This window comes from Prevotella sp. HUN102, from assembly GCF_000688375.1.
Lineage (GTDB): Bacteria > Bacteroidota > Bacteroidia > Bacteroidales > Bacteroidaceae > Prevotella.
Genome location: NZ_JIAF01000004.1, coordinates 409127 through 429254, shown reverse-complemented (window position 1 = coordinate 429254; position 20128 = coordinate 409127). Strand labels below are relative to the sequence as shown.

The 20128-nt window shown below is 46.3% G+C and carries 13 protein-coding genes; 7 read left to right on the top strand and 6 right to left on the bottom strand.

Annotation, left to right across the window (positions count from 1 at the left end; all coding sequences use genetic code 11):
- Window positions 1-171: 171 nt before the first annotated feature.
- Window positions 172-669, bottom strand: a complete 498-nt coding sequence (locus P150_RS0106680; RefSeq protein ID WP_028897007.1) for a pyridoxamine 5'-phosphate oxidase family protein — start codon at window positions 667-669, stop codon at window positions 172-174.
- A gap of 266 nt (window positions 670-935) precedes the next feature.
- On the opposite strand from P150_RS0106680, the gene P150_RS0106675 reads away from it, so the two are divergent.
- The 3 genes from P150_RS0106675 (at window position 936) to P150_RS0106655 (ending at window position 5566) form a co-directional block, all read left to right on the top strand.
- The gene (locus P150_RS0106675) at window positions 936-1136 is read left to right on the top strand and encodes a hypothetical protein (protein ID WP_028897006.1); all 201 of its coding nucleotides are present in this window, start codon (window positions 936-938) and stop codon (window positions 1134-1136) included.
- Window positions 1137-2117: 981 nt separating this feature from the next.
- Window positions 2118-3005: a GLPGLI family protein gene (locus tag P150_RS0106660; protein WP_028897004.1), complete on the top strand. Its 888-nt coding sequence runs from the start codon at window positions 2118-2120 to the stop codon at window positions 3003-3005.
- A complete protein-coding gene (locus tag P150_RS0106655; RefSeq protein ID WP_028897003.1) occupies window positions 2999-5566 on the top strand; it encodes a carboxypeptidase-like regulatory domain-containing protein in 2568 nt (855 codons plus the stop codon). The genes P150_RS0106660 and P150_RS0106655 overlap by 7 nt, the downstream gene beginning before the upstream one ends.
- Before the next feature lie 66 nt (window positions 5567-5632).
- Here the strand turns inward: P150_RS0106655 and P150_RS0106650 are convergent, their stop codons facing one another.
- The 3 genes from P150_RS0106650 to dgt all read right to left on the bottom strand — a co-directional run bounded on the left by P150_RS0106650 (window position 5633) and on the right by dgt (window position 11613).
- Window positions 5633-9025, bottom strand: a complete 3393-nt coding sequence (locus P150_RS0106650; protein ID WP_028897002.1) for a DEAD/DEAH box helicase — start codon at window positions 9023-9025, stop codon at window positions 5633-5635.
- A 47-nt stretch (window positions 9026-9072) separates the two neighbouring features.
- On the bottom strand, window positions 9073-10068 hold the full coding sequence (locus tag P150_RS0106645; protein WP_028897001.1) for a YqiA/YcfP family alpha/beta fold hydrolase: 996 nt from the start codon (window positions 10066-10068) through the stop codon (window positions 9073-9075).
- A 207-nt stretch (window positions 10069-10275) separates the two neighbouring features.
- Window positions 10276-11613, bottom strand: a complete 1338-nt coding sequence (gene dgt, locus P150_RS0106640; protein WP_028897000.1) for a dGTP triphosphohydrolase — start codon at window positions 11611-11613, stop codon at window positions 10276-10278.
- Between the two features lie 124 nt (window positions 11614-11737).
- Between dgt and dut the strand changes: the two genes are divergently transcribed.
- From dut to P150_RS0106620, 4 genes are all read left to right on the top strand, one after another.
- Window positions 11738-12175: a dUTP diphosphatase gene (gene dut, locus P150_RS0106635; protein WP_028896999.1), complete on the top strand. Its 438-nt coding sequence runs from the start codon at window positions 11738-11740 to the stop codon at window positions 12173-12175.
- 118 nt (window positions 12176-12293) lie between these two features.
- Complete coding sequence (locus tag P150_RS0106630) at window positions 12294-13964, top strand: tetratricopeptide repeat protein (protein WP_081819351.1); 1671 nt, start codon at window positions 12294-12296, stop codon at window positions 13962-13964.
- Window positions 13961-14863: a DUF4292 domain-containing protein gene (locus tag P150_RS0106625; RefSeq protein WP_028896997.1), complete on the top strand. Its 903-nt coding sequence runs from the start codon at window positions 13961-13963 to the stop codon at window positions 14861-14863. Before P150_RS0106630 ends, P150_RS0106625 begins: the two co-directional genes overlap by 4 nt.
- Window positions 14864-16723, top strand: a complete 1860-nt coding sequence (locus P150_RS0106620; protein ID WP_028896996.1) for a M23 family metallopeptidase — start codon at window positions 14864-14866, stop codon at window positions 16721-16723.
- 197 nt (window positions 16724-16920) lie between these two features.
- Here the strand turns inward: P150_RS0106620 and P150_RS0106615 are convergent, their stop codons facing one another.
- Entirely contained in the window at window positions 16921-17277 is a 357-nt protein-coding gene (locus tag P150_RS0106615; RefSeq protein ID WP_028896995.1) for a MarR family winged helix-turn-helix transcriptional regulator, read from the bottom strand.
- A 45-nt stretch (window positions 17278-17322) separates the two neighbouring features.
- The gene (locus tag P150_RS0106610; RefSeq protein WP_028896994.1) at window positions 17323-19761 is read right to left on the bottom strand and encodes an FAD-dependent oxidoreductase; all 2439 of its coding nucleotides are present in this window, start codon (window positions 19759-19761) and stop codon (window positions 17323-17325) included.
- Window positions 19762-20128: the final 367 nt, after the last annotated feature.

The window sequence follows — 20128 nt, the reverse complement described above, 5'->3', positions numbered from 1 at the left end:
GCAACTGTATTTTAATGTCTGATTTCTGAATCGTGTCAGCAAAGGTATATTCAATTCGTTCTTTTGCCAAGCGTTTGTTCCCGTTTGGGTAAAAATTGTGTACGAAATGATAATTACAAGTGCTTTTCTGTGGGAATATCATACGCCTGTGATTCTTTTTCGCTGCATTTGTCAGCTATTCTTACGCTTTTCGTGGTGTGGAAGTTTCCTCTTCCCCGTAATCTGATCCACTTCCAGACAGTAGACGCAGGTTCTTGCCATTGCGGCAGGGTTGAAATAGGCATTCTCTCCCGGATGATAGTGGTCCATCAGTTGCGTCAGGGAGTCGAATTTCTCTTCCTCCGACAGGACTCTTATTCTGCCTTTGCCCATCACGCTCTCGTAAGCATAGGTGCAATAGCCCTTGTCCTGAAAGTATTCCAGCTCGTGTTTCGTGTCCATTTCAAAAGCCACTCTCGAATCCTTTGCGATCAGATTGAGTTTCTTGCCCTCGAGCGCACTGTGGAAGTGCAGGGTTATTTTCCCATTCTGTTCCGTCATACCGAAGTTCAACGGAATGATGTAAGGCACACCATCCTCGTCGTTCATCGCAATTCTGCACACGTCGCATGTTCTGATAACGTCCAATAGTTCCGTCAGTTCGGTTATTTCCCTGTCTTTTCGTCTCATTCTTTTTTCTGTTTTTGATTCTGTCCGTTGCTCCTTTCCCTCTATATTATAATTAGGTAAGGCGCGTTTCCTACTGGCAAAGATACTGAATAATTGCTTTCCATAGCTTAAAATTTCAGAAAATAAATTGCTTTATGGCTGCCGTTTCTCATAAAAAATGATACTTTTGTAGTCGATTGCATTAAAATGCAGAAATTATTACGCATAACCTAATTTTATTGATCGTGAACTCAACCCATATATTTCAGAAAATATGCAGGAGCAGTGTGCTGAAACTCCTTGTCGCCGATGTGCTTTTGGCAGCACTCTTTTATTTTTTCCAACCGGCGAATGCAGCGAATGGCGACGAGGCTTGCTTGTTTTCGTCCTTATCCGTGGAACAGTATTTTATTATTTTCATCGGTTTGTCGCTCAATCTTGTGGTGCTGTTCTATCATCTCCACGAACACAAGAAACGCAAGCAATAGTTTTCTGATTCCAAACTCGGTCAGGGAGTTTTCCATTCTGTAAAAAACATTTACCGGAAAACGCTCATTATTTTTTCTCAATCCAGCATTTGCGAGACTTCAATTTTGCGATTGTGAGCCCATCTTTCTGTGTTTGTTCTGCGTTTTTGCGAAGATGGCGAACCGTTCTTCGCACACTTGTTTTCCATTCTTCGCAAGAACGCGTGGCATTTGTGCGAAGACGGCAATGCAAAAATCAGAGAAATTCCGAACGTTTGTCGCATAAACGCAGGCAATCGGTACGCTCGCTTTATCGTGAAAAAAATGTTTGTTGTGGATAAGGTGTTGTATATCAGTGATTTAAAACAATGCTTAAAACGACGCATATTTCCAAACAAAAAATATTTTTTTCAAAATATCGCCTTGTTTTCAGCCCTTTTGTAAAAATCTTTCCAACCTTAGTATCGTGCTTTTCCGTTGTTTTTGGAGAGCATACGAGGCAGTTTGCTCGTCTTCTCATTCGCTTCTTTCCTCGCTCCTGTGTGTTCAGAACAATTCCGAACGAGAGTAGTTAAATTACACCTTTTCCATCAAAAAAATTAGCATTGCACTTGATTTAAATCAAGAATGTGTAGTATTTAGCAGAAAAATAGTTGGAATATTTGCAATTTATAATAAATCCCCTTAACTTTGCATTGTGTTTTTCATAGTATTAGATTTAAGGTTAACAAAGGTTGGACTACAGCGGTAGTCCTTTTTTTATGTCCAATAGTGAACAAGCACAATATTCTTAACCTGTTTATATATACGTTTAGAAGGGTATTTTGCGATAGTTCTAAATATTTTCTCCAATTCTTTTTGTGATTTCATTTTGATGCTTTATCTTTGTACTCAGTCTATGAACAAGCTGATTGCGTAGTTCTAAATTAATCATTGTCTCACTTTCTGTTTTGTCATATTGGACGAATTGGTTGAAAGAGCAAGACTGAAAAACGTTTTACTATGAAAAAAGTTATTCTTTTTATAATTTGCTTTTATGCACATACATTGTCTGCACAGATTCATAGCACAGACGGTGGTATGTCTGCGTATAGAAAAATAGTGAAGGACGATTACGGGCAGGCTTCTCTGACGGCATATTATAAAATAGACTTCCTTAAAGATTCTACCCAAAGAGGGAATTACTCCGAGGCGCAATGTGTGTTGCAGATTTCCGACAACTATCTGTGCTTCGGAGATTACTACCAGTTGATAGCAGACTCTTTGGAGATAGAATTTAAGCGAAACCGAAAAAGCAGAACCCAAGCAAACAGTGATGTATGGGATAATGCTGCCGTAAAGACGGCATTCAGAACAAAAATGATCACAGACTTGCAGGCACAGACAATCAGAGCGCAGGTTTTTACGGGGCTGAAAGATTATGAATATTCTTCTCCACAACCAGTACTCGAATGGAATCTGGTGACAGGCGATTCCATAATAAACGATTTGCCGTGCAAGAAGGCTGTGTGCCGGTATGCCGGAAGAGCATACACGGCTTGGTATGCCGAGAGTATGCCAATGCCATACGGTCCGTATATCTTCAACGGATTGCCCGGACTGATAATGAAGATACAAGACACTGAGGGCAACTGGATATTCACGAACAACGGCATCTCCAAGAACAGGGGCTGCAAAGATATGTATCTTTACAAAAAAGGGTTTATCAGTGGAGGTGTAAAGACCACCACACGCGAAAAGGCTTTGGAAGCATTGCGGAACGAAACAGAAAACTTCTCCAATCTGTTGGTGGAAATGGGTAGTGTGCAGGAGCTGAGAAATGGCGTGTGGGTTACTCCCGAAGCAAACAATCCCCGCAAACCAAGTAATTTGATAGAATTGGAATGGTGATGCAGAACAGGAATATCATAATCATTTTCGTCATACTTTTTGTTGCTCTTACAAAGGTACAGGGACAGGAACATCTGTCGCAGTTTACCGGTATCGTTGCAGATAAGGCGAGCAAGGCAGTAAAGGGTGCTGTCTGCAAACTGAAGAACGAAAAGGATTCGATTATTTCCTATGCTTTTACCAATGCCAAGGGAGAATATAAACTGCCCTTCAGCAGAGAGGGAGAAATGATAGAGATTTCGCATCTTTCCTATGAAATCCAAACCGTAATACTGCGCCCCAACGACTTCAGGTATGACGTTACATTGGCTGACAAAGCCAATGAGCTGAAGGAAGTAGTAGTGTCGGTTGCTCCTATCAGCAGGTCGAAAGATACGCTGAACTACAATGTTGCCGCATTCAGAAAACAGGAGGATGTTTCCATCGAGGATGTCATCAGGAGATTGCCGGGAATAGAGGTTGCCACAAGCGGAGAGATTACCTATCAGGGGAAGAGTATCAACAAACTGAACATAGAAGGCTTGGACCTGATGGGCGACAAGTACAATCAGGCAACGCAGAATATGCCGGCTGAAGCCGTTTCGCAGATTCAGGTAATGGAAAACAATCAGCCCGTCAGAGTGTTGGATGGAAGAGTGAACAACAACCACGCAACGCTCAACATCAAGCTGAAGAAAGGCTATAAGCTTCGTCCGTTCGGCGAATTGGAGGGTGGTGTGGGCAATCATCACATCTGGGAAGGTTCTGCAACGGCAATAGAGGTTTCGCCCCACAATCAATGGCTCGTAACGGGCACTATGGATAATCGTGGAATCAGCCTGTCTGCGCTGACAAGGGAAATGGCCAACTACGACAGAATGTACACGAACGAGCCTTTGCCGGAGTCCATCCTGTCGGCGAATTCGTATAACGCACTCCCCATTTCGCCTCTGTATTTCTTGAAAAACAAGTCGTATTTCGCAGGGATAAACTATCTCCGCGCTTTCAATAAATACGCCAATATGCGTGTAAACCTGCTCTATAACCACGAGGACGAAGTGAGAACAGACAGCTTATACAACCAATATGTGGCAGCCGACACCATTACCACCTTTCAGAAGCAGTCTCTGAATGGAGAGACGGATGTGCTGAAAGGACAAATCAGATACGAACTGAATGCTCCGAAACTGTATCTTGAGGATATTCTTACAGGAGAAAGCTCGTGGATGAAGACAGAGAATCGCTACCATACCAATATCGCAGGGATTGAGGAAGGCATAAAGGTGCGACCGATGTTTCTGCAAAATGTCCTCAACGCTCATTTCAATATAGGGAGTCAGACGCTTACCCTGTCTTCCATTGCCCGTACCTATCGCACAAAAGAAACATTGGGCGTGCTGTATGGAGGGGAAGGCGAAGAACGGCAACGGACAAAAACAACTTCTTTCTTCTTGCGCAATCGGGTAGGAACGGCATTTAGCCTGTGGGGCAACAGCCTGAGCTTGGCTTTTATCTCCGAGCATAAGAGAAACAAACTGAGCATCTTTGAACAGAATAAGGATAACGCAAGCCACTATTGGCTCAATACCTTTGAGCCTTCCTACACGATGAACCTGAACAGGGCAGAGCTTATATTGTCCTTCCCAATGGAACACATCAATTACAATGTGTGGGGAAAGGCGCAAAGCAAGTTCCTTATTGCGCCATCAGTAGATTTGAACTGGAAGCTGACTCCTTCGCTGACAGCCAACATTAATATCGGATATAATCAGGATGCGAGCACCACAAATATTATGTATAATGGAGTGGCGGGCAATAATTACCGTATGTTTACAGCAGGTTTGGACAGTTTGTCGGTCAATAAATCTTTCATTTCAAACTGCCGTCTGTCCTATCTCGATACATCGCGCCTATTGTCTATGAATCTCTTTATGGGATGGGTACGGCAAAACAGAGATTATCTGATGGAATACCGGTATGCGGAAGACCTGACACTGGCAAGCTCCAAGTGGAAAGAAAACGTTGCAACGATGCTTAGTGCCGCATACGACATTAAAAAGATATTTCGCAATGAAGGACTGTCTCTGAAGTATTCCGTCAGTTATGCAGATAATGGACAGGATATTTCGCAAAACGGTATGGAGGGTAAGGTCAGATTCCACGCCTTGTCCAATACGATAAAGCTGGAATGGAACAAACTGCAATGGATTCATACTTCAGCAACGGCAGGCACCAACATTCATTGGAAAGAGTGCGACAGATTTTCTGACAGCCACAATCTGCTCAAGGATTTCAGCTATACCCTGAAGATGGATATTTTCCCGATTCAGAAACTGCAAGTGTATATGGACTTCTCACAGATTTATCGTGAAATCGTCCATAGCAATTATGCTACGGTGAGTTTCTTGAATGCGGGACTGAAATATATGTTGAGCAGAAAAATACAGCTAAAGGCTTCTGCTATCAACCTGCTGAACAATAAAACCTATATTGAGTCTGCCTATAACGGAGTCAATTACACTTATTACGACATTGCTTTGCGTGGAATGGAAATGTTGCTCTCTTTCAATCTGCGATTCTAAAAGGAAATAAAGTTTCTTAATCAGAATCATTTTTTTGAGTTTACAGATTCTGATCCGTTTCCATTTCTAAACATACTGCATGGCGTAGCTCGCCTTTCCGCCCCGCTCTGTTATGAAATCTATCAACTCTGCGAACAATCCGTTTTGCCGAAGTGTAGGTTCGTTTCCTGTGAGGATGAGTTGCTTTCGGGCACGCGTGATGGCAACATTGAGCTTACGGTCTATCTCTTTCCCGTCCTCGATGAAGGTGTTGGCGGTAAGAAACTCCAGTTGGAAGTGGTTCTGAATGGTAAAGGAGTAGATGATTACATCGCGCTGGCTGCCCTGAAAACGCTCTACGGTGTCAATACTGATTTGTTCCAGTTCGGGAATGTTCAGCTTTTCGAGTTCTTTTCTTATCATCGCTATTTGGTTGCGATAGGGCACAATGACGCCAATCGACTTTTGGGGATTGAACGATTCCCGCATCTGTCGGTGGAGACGGCGAATTATATCGCTTACTATTTTTGCCTCGTCGGTATTTACTTTCTCAGAAACGGCAGGTTTCTTGCAGAATTTTGAAGGAATGAAAATCATTCTGTGTGCTTTCAGAAAGTCCTCCATTGCGTCTTCGGAAGGCGCATTATAGGAAAGATTTTCCTCTGTCTGATGCTTCAGGGGAACACATTCCAGTTGTTCGCGGAAGTAGAATTTCTCATTCGGGAAGGCTGCAATGTCGGGGTGCATACGTCCCTGCTTGCGCAGCGTGCCGATGAAATCCGTTCTTCCGGCTGCCCTTTCGGTTCTGATAAGGCGTTCAAAGAGGGAGTTGGCACAACTGTCGAGCTGGATATTCTTTAGAATTGGCTCGTTGATGGCTGCTTCCTCCTGATCTTGCTGCACTACTGCCGGCAACTGTTTGTGATCGCCGATGAGGATAAACTTGTCGATGCATTGCGTTCCGTTGATATGTGCCGAGAGAATACCGATGATGTTTGGTTCCAGTATCTGACTGGCTTCGTCGATGATGGCAATATCGAAGTGCTTGATGTTGAAGATGAAGGGATGACTTGCCAGATAGGAAGTGGTGCTGACGATGATTTTCGTTTCATCGAGTGTCTTTCTGATGCTCTCGAGGGTGGGATTCTCTTCGATTGCGTGCGACAAAAGATGGTCTTTGAACCGTTGGTCGCAACTGAATTCGTTCCCCATTCTGATATAGTTGATGCTATTGTCGGAAAGCATGCCGCAGATTTCGTCCACGGCACGGTTGGTGTAGGAGAGCAGTAGAGCCACGCCTCCCTGTTCGGAAGACGAGGAAGAGGGGTCGATGATGAGTTCTCTCACGAGATATTGTAGTGCCATTGAGGTCTTTCCTGTGCCCGGAGGTCCGATGAGGAGAAAGTAGTCATTGGCTTGTTTTGCCTTGAGAATGATGTTGTCGTGGGTTTCGTTGTATTCCCGGCTGAGTTGTCGGGTCTCGTCTTTCGTTGGAATGCGCTGCCCGAGCAGTAGTTGTTTTCTGTCTTCATTGGCTGTGATGAAACCGTGCAGACCGTTGATGGCCGACGAGGTCGTGATGTCGCTGCCGCTCCGCTCGATAGCAAAAAGGCCGCCGCTGATGATTTCGGGGTTCTGCTGTCCGTCGTTGAGGTGTACAATCAGTTCCCTGCTGCGAATCTCCACGAGCGAGCCTTTGAAGAGGATGCTCCTTCGCACGTCGGGTTCTTCTCCTTTCTTATATGAATAGAGGTAGACCATATCGCCGCGACGGAAATTTGGGAGGAAATCGTCGCCCTGTTCCGGGACGTTCAGCGTAATGGTGTCGTAGCCGTTAAAGGATTTGCTCTGTTCTTTTCGGGTAATTGTAAGTCCAACATAGATGTTTCCCGTTTCTATCTTCCCTGCCAAGGGCATATTCCACAGGTCGGCATTACTGCTGCCGGTGCCTTCCTGTACCCCGACTTTCGAGATAATCTGTTCCTTGATGACGAAACGCGTCATTCTGCAATAGTAAGCCTTCTCCAAAGGCGACAGTCGGTGGAGAGGTGCGAGCGTTTCGGTAAGTCTTGGAAGTATCCAGTCCTTGAAGAATTTATCGTTGTCTTTCGTCACTTGCAGCGTTTTCGGAGTGAGCTGTGGGATGAGACGTGCGAAATCGTTGTCGGCTATCCAGTATTCCGTTGCCACAACCTGATTGCGGAATTTTATGGCTTCCATCATCAGTTTCTGCAAGGGTTCTACTTCTAAAAGACCGTCGGGGAGGGGATATTTCGAGTAGAGCAGGCGTATGTCGGTGTTCTTTCCGCTCAGTCTGAAATTGTATTGCAGAATACCGAAGTAGAGCAGCACCTGCACGTAGTGCTTTTCCACGTGGAGCGAACCGTGTCTGTTGCGCCATTTTCGCTCAATGTTGTAGTTCTTTCCTGATTTCTGTTCAACAAGCAGCTTGAAATCGGTTGTCATCAAGTCTACACGGCCTTGTATTCCGAGTTGTTCGCAGACGAAAGAAGGCTCAAGGATGGCTTTTTCCTTATTGTATGTCTTGAAAATATCGGCCACAATCTCTTCGATATTGCTAACCTGAAGTTGGGCATCTTGCTTGAATGCATCGCCATTGAAGCCGGGACAGGTGGCAAAGTCCAATGCTTTGTCTCTGAAATTCGCATTGAAAGTGTCGGCTATGCTGTAATCGTCGTTGTTGATTATATCGTCGAGTGCAGCACCTGCAAAGTTACCGAGCAGAATATGCCTGCTGTTGGTGCGGGTCTGCATCCGATTTACCATAAAGGACAATGGATGGTGGCCGTAATCCTCAAAACAGTTTGCGATGGAAGAAATATCGAGGAGAAAATCAGGCTCGACTACGATGATTCGAGGCACTACTCGTTTGCGGGTAACGTTGCAATCCAGCAGATTGAGCTGCATTCCCTGCCTGAGAATCGGTCGGATGTAGGTCAGGTCGATGTATTCGGGCGTGTCGGTGTAGTCCACCACGAGCTCTTCCTCGCTGCTGTCCTGATTCAACACGCTTACATTGATGGTACTGCTGTCCCACGAACGCACCGTGCAACGGATATATCGGTAGTTGGAAATCTGAATGTTTGCCGTGCGTCTGCCTATTCGTGGGAGTTTCAGCGTGAGACGGGAAGGGATGCTTTCGTTGAAAACAGCCGATACGAAGATAGCCAAGGCACGGCAGTCGTAGGCCAAGTCTTCAGGAAGAATGGGGGCAATGGAGTTGCTGTGTCGTCGCATCAGATGGATGGCAACGATGTCTTGTGGTGAAATTTTGTGTCTATGGCACAGAGAGTCTACTTGCGACGAAAGATTTCCGAAGCCGTGTTTTGTGCTTTTCAGTCCTTCGTGGCAGGCTATTACCAATGCTTCGTGCAGCAGACGATTCTGAACTTCCGGCTGATTTTCCGGATATTCAAGGATTTCAAGAATACGATTGAAAAGTTCTTCTGAAGTAGTCATATCTGAAACGGCTCTCGGTTATATTATAAAGGAGAATGTTCTTCTGTCTATTGTCCTCCTAATCGGTCGAAATAAGTAATTATTTCCTCCCACGTTTTAAATTCATCGCTTCCAAAAATCAGCGAAGTGCCCATAAAATCGTCGATTTCATCGGAATTAATATAATAGTCCCCATAGAGCAGTTGAGGCTGATTCGTGAAGATAACGTGGTTCCAAGCAGGCGCGCTGAATACGTCTTCAATCCAGTTTTGAACATTGTCGATGAACTTATGGTCGTTGGTTGGAGACGGTGCTACGAAGTAGACATTGTAGTTTTCCAAAAGAAACTCGTAGGCCTTGTGAAGACTTGACTTTGCTTTGCCGTAGTTGTCGGTCAAGGTATTCCAGTCTATGAGCACGCTTTTGCGTTCACGGCCTTCCTGTCGGTCGTCAATCTTGCGTATCAGAGGTATCAGATAGTGGAAAATAATCTTTTCCGTGAGTCTGTGTTCGCCGTGAAAGCGAATCGCTTGTGGGTAATGTTCCTTGAAAAGATCGAAAGTATGCACCACAGGATCGTTATCGCCGAAAAGCCCGAACACGCGTTTCTGTTCTTCGGGTGTTACCTTCTTGAAACAGTTCTCGGTCATATCTCTGTATTCCTTCTGCAACGATTTCGTTACAATGATTTCCTGTATTCCGTCTTGACGAGGATTTTGGAACGTCTGCTTGCCCATCATATTGTTTTCTGTGATGGTTGCACCCATCTGAAATGCCGGATTGACGCAAATTCTGTCGGTTCCATCGAGCATTTCCGTGTACATACCTCCCATTGAAGTGCCGATGATGAGGTCGGGATGCTCCTCTTGCTGAAGCTGTTTGAGCAAAGCCATTGCCTCCTCGGGATGAATGGGAAGGTCGGGTGCGATGACGGTGCATTCAGGCATCCAGTCTCGCAACACCTGCGCCGTATGAGTAGAGCCGGCTGACATAAATCCGTGAACGTAGATAATCTTTTTGCCAGCCATCAGTTCGGGAAACGTCTTCTGATATTGATTTTCCATTGTCTTTAAAATACCTGTTTTTTTTCTTCAGATTTTTTGGATAAGCCCTTTTTTTGATGTACTTTTGCAAAGCTGTTGCAAATTGCTTGAAAAGTAAGGGATGGATACTTGCAACAGATTTTTAGAGAAGTCCGCTGTGTTTATTGTGCTTTCACACGCGATGCTGCACGGAAACTCTTCCATTCTTGCCGTTCTTGTTGCTGCTTGTCAGACAATCGGCAGGCTTATACCGTTTATTTTCTGATAAATGTCCAATGCGTAGATATCGGTCATACCACTGATATAGTCTATAACTGCCATAATTCTGTCTTCAAGATTCGGGTTTTGGATGTCGTATTGGCTCGAAAAGCGGCGAATGAGTTGCTTGCTGTGGAACTTTTCAGGTTCTACGGCAGCACCGATGAGTGCTTCCATCAGTGTTTCCATAATCTTGTAACCCGACAATTCCACGTCCAAGACGGTTTTGCTTCGGTAGATCTTCTCGATAGAAACCTTTGAGCAATGCTTATAGTTTTTTCTTTGAAGTTCCGGAATATGGTCGATGAGTGAACCTTCAAACGTACCGTTGAGGATGGCTTCCTCATTCTCAACAAAGACATTCACGCAATCAGCTTCGAGTCGGCCTACGGCGCAGGCTCTGAAATACACTATTTGCTCGTTCTTGTCGGTTACACCTTCCTCTACAATGCGATCTCTGATTTTCTTCTTCGTTTCCTCGTCGAAGAATCCAAGCAACAGTTCAGACGTTTCCTCAAATGAAAGCAGTTTAAGTTTGTGTGAATCCTCGATGTCCATAATCTCATAGCAGATATCATCGGCAGCTTCCATCAGATAAACGAGTGGATGGCGCATGTATTCAAAACCATTTTCTGAGGTTTTTCTGCAGATAATGCCCAATTCATCGGCAATCTTCCTGTACGTTTCAGCTTCCGTTTCAAAGAATCCGAACTTGCCGTGGCTGCCTGCAAGCGCAGAAGAGAAAGGATATTTCACAATGCTCGCCAACGTGGAATACGTCATTACGAAACCTCCTTCCCGCCGTCCGAGGAATTTGTGTGTGAGAAGTCGGAAAGCATTCGCATTTCCTTCAAAGTGTGTTATGTCAGACCAAAACCTCGGACTTACTTTCGCCTGAATATCTCGTCCCGGGCCTTCCGTGAAAAATGCCTGAATGGCTTTTTCTCCACTATGTCCGAACGGAGGATTTCCCATATCGTGGGCGTAGCAGGCCGTCTGAACGATGGTTCCTATCTCTTCAAAGAGCGTCCCTGACAGTTCAGGATGCTTCTTTACGAGCTGTCTTGCCACGTCGTCGCCCAGCGATTTGCCCAAAGAAGCCACTTCGAGCGAATGCGTCAGTCGGTTATGAACGAAGACACTACCCGGTAAAGGGAACACCTGTGTCTTGTTTTGAAGCCTACGGAAAGGCGCAGAATAAATCAAACGGTCGCTGTCCCGCTTGAATTCCGACCTGTCGTCGTGTCTTAGTGCGTGTCGGTCTTCCTGCCCGAGCCGTTTGTTGGAGATTAGTTTTTGCCAATACATCATTTGTAAACTCAAAAAATATCTTACGCAAAAGTAATTAAAATTGGCTAAATTAGGGCTTTTTACATAGGAAAATTCATCTATGTGCGTATAAATGATTATTTTTGCACATTATTATATAGAAATGATCAAGATAAAAGTAGTAAATAAAGGTGGGCAACCATTGCCTGCCTACGCCACATCGCAGAGTGCGGGAATGGATCTCCGTGCAAATATCGACAGTCCGATAACCCTCCATCCGATGGAAAGAAAGCTTGTTCCGACTGGATTGCACATAGCTTTACCAGTTGGTTTCGAGGCACAGGTGCGCCCAAGAAGTGGACTGGCGTTGAAATATGGTATAACCGTGCTCAACACTCCGGGCACGGTCGATGCAGATTATCGTGGCGAAATTATGGTGTTACTCATTAATTTCTCAAGCGAAGACTTTGTCATCAACGCCGGAGAACGCATTGCACAGCTTGTGATTGCCCGACACGAACAGGCAGAATTTGAAGAAGTGGAAGTGCTTGATGAGACGGAAAGAGGTGCAGGTGGCTACGGACACACGGGTGTAAAGTAGGAAACATCACGAAGCTGCCTGTTATTTGGAAGAACATAGACAGAGAAACAAATATAAAAGGTTGAAAATCAAATATAAAAAAATCATCAGGAAGACGGTCCTTGCCACTCTGCTGACAATGCTTGCCGCCCCAATGCTCGCAATTCCAAAAGAAGATTTGCGCCGTTACAACTATTTCTTCCTTGAAGCCATCCGACAACAGGAGGTGGGAAATATGGGAGCTGCCTTCGATTTGCTCCGACACGCCCGCGACATTAACCCGAAAGCACCGGAAGTCTACTATCAGTTGGCAGGCTTCTATATGGATATGAAGGACTCCAAACAAGCTCGAATCCATTTTGAGAAGGCCGCTGAACTCGACCCCGAAAACTCCACTTATCTGGAGAAGATGGGACAATTCTACATCACGCAATCGGATTACGAGCAGGCTTTGGACGCATACGAACGTCTATACACGACCAACAAGGCACGGGAAGACGTGATTCAGATTCTCTATCAGCTGTATGGTTCGCAGAACAATCACAAGAAAATGGTGGAAATGCTCGACCGTCTTGAACTTCTTGAGGGCAGCAACGAGCAGATTTCACTCTCGAAGATGCAACTCTATGAGCAGATGGGCGACAAGAAGAAGGAACAGGCAGAACTCCTTTCACTCGTGGAAAAGCACTCGTTGGAACTGAACTACAAGGTAATGCTCGGAAACTGGCTCTTCCAGAACGGCAAGAAGAAAGAGGCTTTCAAAATCTATAAGGAAGTTTTGAAAGAAGAGTCCGACAACGTGTATGCACAGTTGTCGCTGCTCGACTATTACCGAGATGCCAAGGATGAGAAGACGGTTGATGAACTGACCGAAAAAATCCTTCAGGCAAAGAAGACCGACAAGGAAACAAAGATGGCTTTGCTGCGTCAGGTCATAATGGAGAATCAGGGAAATGGCAACAGGAACAATGCAGAAGTAATGAAACTCTTCGACCGTGTTCTTGCCTTGCCACAGGAAGATGCCGATATTGTGCTGATGAAGGCTGCCTATCTGTCCTTGCAGAATGCGCCCGATTCGGTTGTGAACAAGGTTTATGAGGAAGCAATAGAGGTGGAACCCGATAATTCCCGCGCACGAATAGCCTTGATTCAGAACATTTGGGATGCCGGCGAATACGATAAGGTAATCGAAATATCGCGCCCAGCTCAGGAATACAACCCCGAAGAAATGGCATTCTACTATTTCCAAGGGTTCGCCCAGTTTATGAAGAAGGACAATGATGCAGCCTTGCAGACCTTCAGAAAGGGCGTTGCGCAGATAAAACCCGGCAGCGACCCGAATATTGTTGCAGACTTTTATGCCCTTATGGGCGATATTCTCCACGAAAAGGGAATGGACAGCGACGCATTCGAGGCCTACGACAGTTGTTTGCAATGGAAACCTGATAACATAGGAGCACTCAATAACTATGCCTATTACCTGAGTTTGAGGAAAGAACAACTCGACAAGGCCGAGCGGATGAGCTACAAAACGGTCAAGGCCGAGCCTACAAACAGCACTTTCCTCGATACTTATGCTTGGATTCTTTTCTTACAGGAACGATATCAGGAGGCTAAAATCTATATCGACGAAGCACTGAAAAACGATTCAACAGTAGGAAATGTGGTGTTGGAACACGCCGGCGACATCTATTTTCAGGCAGGCGAACAGGACAAGGCAATAGAGTTTTGGCAGCAATCGCTTGATAAGGGGAACACGAGCGCAACATTGAAGCGAAAGATTGAATTGAAGAAATACATAGAAGAATGAAAACAAAGAATATATATATAGGAGTTGTTGCAGCCTTGCTGATGGTAAGCTGTGGCACACATAAAACAGCGGTGCAGAACAAATCCGTGCCGGTAGTCACGAAAGAGAACGTGGGAACTGCTGCCGCATCAAAGCAGAAACTTCAGTTTGCACAGAAAGTTGCCGACCAAGCTCTCTATCAGAAGAACCTTGTTTCCGACCTTTCGTTTACGGTCAATACTGGTTCTCGGGAAATTACCGTGCCGGGCATTCTGCATTTGCGCAAAGACGAGGTCATTCGTCTGCAACTGCTCATCCCCCTTCTTCGCAGCGAGGTAGGCCGCATTGAGTTCACGAAGGATTATGTGCTCTTCATCGACCGTATGCACAAGCAGTATGTGAAGGCAAGCTACAACGATGTTTCTTTCCTGAAGGACAACGGCATCAACTTCTATTCCCTCCAGTCATTGTTCTGGAATCAGCTCTTCATTCCCGGGAAACAGAAGGTGGGCGAGAATGGATTGGCAGAATTTGATGTAGACCTCACAAAAATGCAGACCGGCGGCAAGACTCCTGTTCCTCTTACGCTCAAGGATGGGAAGATGGAATACAAGTGGTTGGCAGAAGCTGTTACAGGTCTGATATCAATGGCAGAGGCAAAATACACCAGTGCGAACCACGGTGTGTCTACATTGAACTGGAATTACCGTGATTTCAAGAAGTTCGGTGCAAAGCAATTCCCTGCCACACACGAAGTAGTGATTGTAACACCGGCAGCAGGTACAAAGAAAACTTTGAAGGCTACATTCGAGCTTGACGGTTTCAGCGACAAAGCTGACTGGGAAAGTTTCACAACGCCTTCCGACAAATATAAACAAGTAGGAGTAGAAGAGATTCTCGGTAAATTAATGAAACTCTAAATGAAACGAATTTTATTTATACTATTGCTGCTCACAACTTGCCTTCTTGCGCCATACGCACAGAAGCAAACTACGCAGAAAAAGGAAAGAACAACGCAAAAGAAGGAGAAGACGACGCAGCAAAAGGGGAAAGTAACGCAGCAGTCCAAGAATACGGCGCAGAAAAAGGAAAAAGCGACACGGCAACAGTCTGTGAACGCCAAGAAGCAAAGCAAGAATACCGTAAGAGGTAAGAAAAAACAGAAGAAGGAACCACAGGTTTCTACTAATGAAATCAAGGATTTGCAGAAGCAGAACCAGCAGCTTCAGAAGGAAATTTCTGAAAATGAAGAAGCTGTAAAGGAAAAGCAGAAAGATGTAGACAGTCGTCTTGAAAAGATTATGCTGCTCGATACGGAAATCGGACAGCATCAGATGGCTATCGATATCATTGCAACGGAAATCGACGGACTTGACAACAATATGGTTGTGCTCAAAGGTCAGCTTTCTTCCCTCGAGAAACAGCTGGGCGAGCGTCGCTCCCGTTTTATCCAGTCAATGCGCTATATGGCTCGCCATCGCAGCATTCAGGACAAAATTATGTTCATTTTCTCTGCCAACAGCCTTACCCAGATGTATCGCCGTCTGCGTTTCGTCCGTGAATATGCGGCATATCAGCGCGCACAAGGCGAACTGCTGAAGGAAAAGCAGATGCAGATCGACCAAAAGCACAATCAGTTGGCACAGGTGCGTACCGACAAGAGCAACCTTTTGGCACAAGACCGCCGCGAACACGCCCAAATGGAAAACAAGAAATCCAAACAGGAGGAAATTGTGGCTTCGTTGCAGAACGACCAAAAGGTGCTTCAAAGCGTTATTGCCGAACGACAGAAGCAGCAGCAGGCTATTGAAGCGCAAATCGACCGACTGATAGCCATAGAAATAGAAAAGGCTCGAGCACGTGCCGCTGCCGAAGCCAAAGCAAACGCTGCTGCAAGGGCTGCCGCCGCACGACAGCGTGCTGCCGAGCTTGCGAAGAAGAAAGCAGAGGCTGAACGTGCTGCAAGAGAGAACGCCCGACGCATTGCCGAGGAAAAGGAACGCGAGGCCAGAGCCAAGGCTGAGGCCAGAGCGAAGGCCGAAGAAGCCGAACGTGCGCAGCGTGCAGCGGCTGCCAAGGCCGAAGAAGCACGGAGAGCTGCCGAGAAAGCACGTGCCGAGGCTGCCCAAAAGGCATCTGCCGCAAAGGAACGCCAGTTGAAACGTGCCGAAGAGCGTGCCGCTGCCGCCAAGGCAGAGGAAGAACGTGCCAGAGCAAGAGCTGCTGCTGAAAAGGCACGTGCCGACCAACAGGCACGAGAGGCCGAATCCAACCGTATTGCTGCCGAGCGAAAGGCTGCTGCCGACAGAGAGCGTGCCAACCGTGAACAGGCTGCTGCACAGAAAGCATCCGAAAGCAATAGTCTGATGACCGAGGCCGACCGTGCAATGACAGGCAGCTTTGCCAACAATAAGGGACGTCTGCCAATGCCGATGTCAGGCAAAATCATCAATCACTTCGGCACATACAATGTCAGCGGTATGAGCAATGTGAAGTTGAATAGCGATGGTATCAATATCAAAGCAGCGGGAGGTACAGCCGTTCGCAGCGTCTTCAAAGGCGAAGTGAGTGCCATTTTTACCAGTGGTGGCACAACTGTGGTTATGGTTCGCCACGGTATGTATATCTCTTGCTATTTCAATCTGGGTAGTGTAAACGTAAGAAAGGGACAGAGTGTAGGTACCGGTCAGACCATCGGAACCGTGAATGGCGAAGGCGTTCTCCATTTCCAGTTGCGCAAGGAAACTGCCAAGTTGAACCCTGAACACTGGATTAGATAGGCGAGTGTAGTGTTCCTGACTTGCAAACTCGTTCACTCGTTATCTTGTGTCTCAATAAGAAAACGGAAATGCTCCGAATGCACTGTGCATTCGGAGCATTTTTATTTTTAGCATCTTGTGTTTTGAGCGTGCCTGATCAGCCGTTTGGAAGGCTCTTCCTCGTTCGCCTGCGAATCGTTTTTCTCATCGGGAAACCCTCACATCAATGCCTTTTCAAGCACCGACGGCAGCGACATATCGCAGCATTTCATTGCTTCAATCTTGCTTTTGCCTTCGTTTGTGAGTGCGAAAAACATCTTTCGGTGGTCGTCCTTGCCCAAAGTGCGCTCAACGAATCCTTTTTCTTCCACCACCCTGATGAGTTTCGACGCATTGGATTGCGTGATGCCGAGTTCTTCGGCAATCTGACCGGCCGGCATCTGTTCCTTTTCCAAAAGCGTACAGAGCAGCATTGCCTCGTTGATACACACACCAAACTCGCTCACACACTTGGTGTCAAGTTCTGAAATGGCACGGGATATGTCCCGTATCTTGCATATTTTTCCTTTATCCATAGTTCACAGGTTGGGAGACGTGGCTTTCCACGTCTCCGAAACATATTATATAAAGAGGTTTACGTTCGCTTCTTCGGCACGTTCCATATAGGTGGCAACGCCCCCGACGGTAACATTGTCGAGCAGTTCGCGCCTGTCCACGCCCATCATATCCATAGACATCTGGCAGGCGATGAACTCCACGCCGTTGTCCAACGCCTGTTGGCGCAGTTCCTCTAACTGGTTGATGCCTCTTTTCTTCATAATGTGCCGCATCATACTGTCGCCGATGCCCATCATACTCATCTTGGAAAGACTCAACTTCTTGGAACTTGAAGGCAGCATCCACGAGAACATCCTGCCGAAAATATCCTTGCTCACGGCCGGTTTCTGTTCTTTCTTTATGACGTTCAGTCCCCAGAAAGTGAAGAAGATAGACACTTTGTGTCCTGTTGCAGCGGCACCGTTTGCCAAAACGAAGGTGGCAAGTGCCTTGTCGAGGTCGTCGCTGAACATAATCAGCGTCTTGTTCTTCTCCGCTGTACCCGAAATCATCGGCGCGTCAGTCTTCTTAGCCTTTTCTATGATAACGGTGTGCAGACCATTTTCGTCTGTCTTTGAAATGAAATTGTTTCCGGTTGTCTTGCACCACGCCTGCGCATCACGCGGGAAACCTGCATCAGTCGCCTTGATTTCCACACGTTCGCCTTCGTTCATTCCGTCCATCGTATTCTTCAGTTTCATAATCGGCCCCGGGCATTGCAATCCACAGGCATTAACGCGCAGCGTATGTTTTGTTTCTTCCATTTTTTCTTCCTTCCTGTTTCTTTCGATTTTCGGCTCTTCTTCGTTTGCTTTTATCGGAGCAGTCGCCATAGCGTAATGCCTGTAACCACCCGATAGGTTGCGAACGTTCGTATATCCACGTCCCATCAGGATGCGCTGTGCCAGATAGCCACGCAACCCCACGGCACAGAACACCACTACCTCCTTGTTTTTCGGCACTTCATTGATGCGCTCGCGCAGGTCGTCGAGTGGAATGTTCACGGCTCCTTCAATCGTTCTAAGCTCATATTCAGCAGGCGTGCTTACGTCGATGAACATCGACTTCGTGCGATCCAAATCTCTCACTTCGCGCCAGTAGATGGGTTTCATCGCACCCGAAATGATGTTGCTTGCCACATAGCCTGCGATGGTCACCGGATCCTTTGCCGACGAGAAGGGAGGTGCATACGCCTGTTCCATTTTCACGAGGTCGTAGACCGTCTTCTTGTTCTTGATCATCTGTGCCAGTACGTCTATGCGTTTGTCCACACCGTCCACGCCCACAGCCTGCGCACCATAGATAAGTCCCGATTGAGGGTGGAAAGTGAGCTTGAGGGTTATCTGGAAAGCCCCGGGATAGTAGCCTGCGTGCGATGCTGACACGGTGGTGCTGCTCTTGTAGTCGATGTTCAATTGCTTCAGACGCTTTGCCGGCAGTCCGGTCGAAGCCACCGTAAGGTCGAACACCTTTGCTATCGACGTTCCGATGGCTCCCTCGTATTCCGTCTTATTGCCGAACACCATATTGTCGGCAACGATTCTGCCCTGACGGTTGGCAGGGCCGGCAAGATAGTTGAGCCACGGCTGACCAGTCAGAGGATGCTCGTATTCGATGGCATCGCCCACGGCATAAACATCCTTGGCAGAAGTCTGAAGATACTTATCCACCTTGATTCCCTTTTCTCCCAACTCGATTCCTGCGCATTTTGCCAACGTTGTAGAAGGGCGCACGCCGATAGAGAGCAACACCATATCTGCCTCAAGGCTGCTGCCGTCGTTGAGCTGCACGCTGATAGCATCGCCTTTCTTCTCGAATCCCGAAACACCCTTTTCAAGATAGAGGCGCACGCCCTTGTCCTCGAGGTGTCGGTGTACGTGGGCTGCCATAGAGAAGTCGATGGGAGCCATTACCTGATTGCCCATTTCCACGATGGAAACCACTGCACCGGCGTGTGCAAGATTCTCTGCCATTTCCAGTCCGATGAATCCTCCGCCCACAACTACTGCACGCTTCACGCTGTGCGTTTCGAGATAGGCTTTTATCCGGTCGGTATCTTCAACGTTTCTCAGCGTGTAGATTCCCTCGAGGTCGATTCCCGGGAGTGGCGGGCGCACCGGAGTTGAACCCGGCGAAAGCAGAAGTTTGTCGTAGCTTTCTTCGTATTCCGTGCCGTCAGCTCTTCTCACACACACGGTCTTCTTTTCTGTGTCTATGCTCAGCACCTCGTTCTCCGTGCGCACGTCGATGTTGAATCTTTTTCCGAAACTTTCCGGTGTCTGCACAAACAGGTTTTCCCTTTCAGCAATCACGCCACCTATATAATAAGGTAAGCCACAGTTGGCATAGGAAATGTACTTTCCCTTTTCCATCAACACGATTTCAGCCGTCTCGTCTGCTCTGCGAATCCTTGCGGCCGTTGTTGCACCGCCTGCAACGCCTCCAATAATGATATGTTTCATTGTCTGTTGTTTATTGATTTTATTTTCCTTGGGCAAATTTAGCCATTTAAAAGTAATTTAAAAAATATTCTTTAGGAAAATATTTCTATTTAGATTGTTTTAGACTTTGCGTGCAATTATTTTATCTTTGTTAAGATTCTGATGCGTGATAAACCGAGTCTGCCAGACTTTTAATGCGATGGATTTTCTCTGTCAATCCTTATAAAAGAATGCAGTATTCGTCTGAATTATATTGACAAAAGGCTTGAAAATACGGCGATATTTTGAAAAAAATATTTTTCGTTTGGAAATATGCGCTGTTTTGAGCGTCTTTATAAATTATTGATATATAATGCTTTAATGGTTTATGGAGGATTTTCGCAATAAA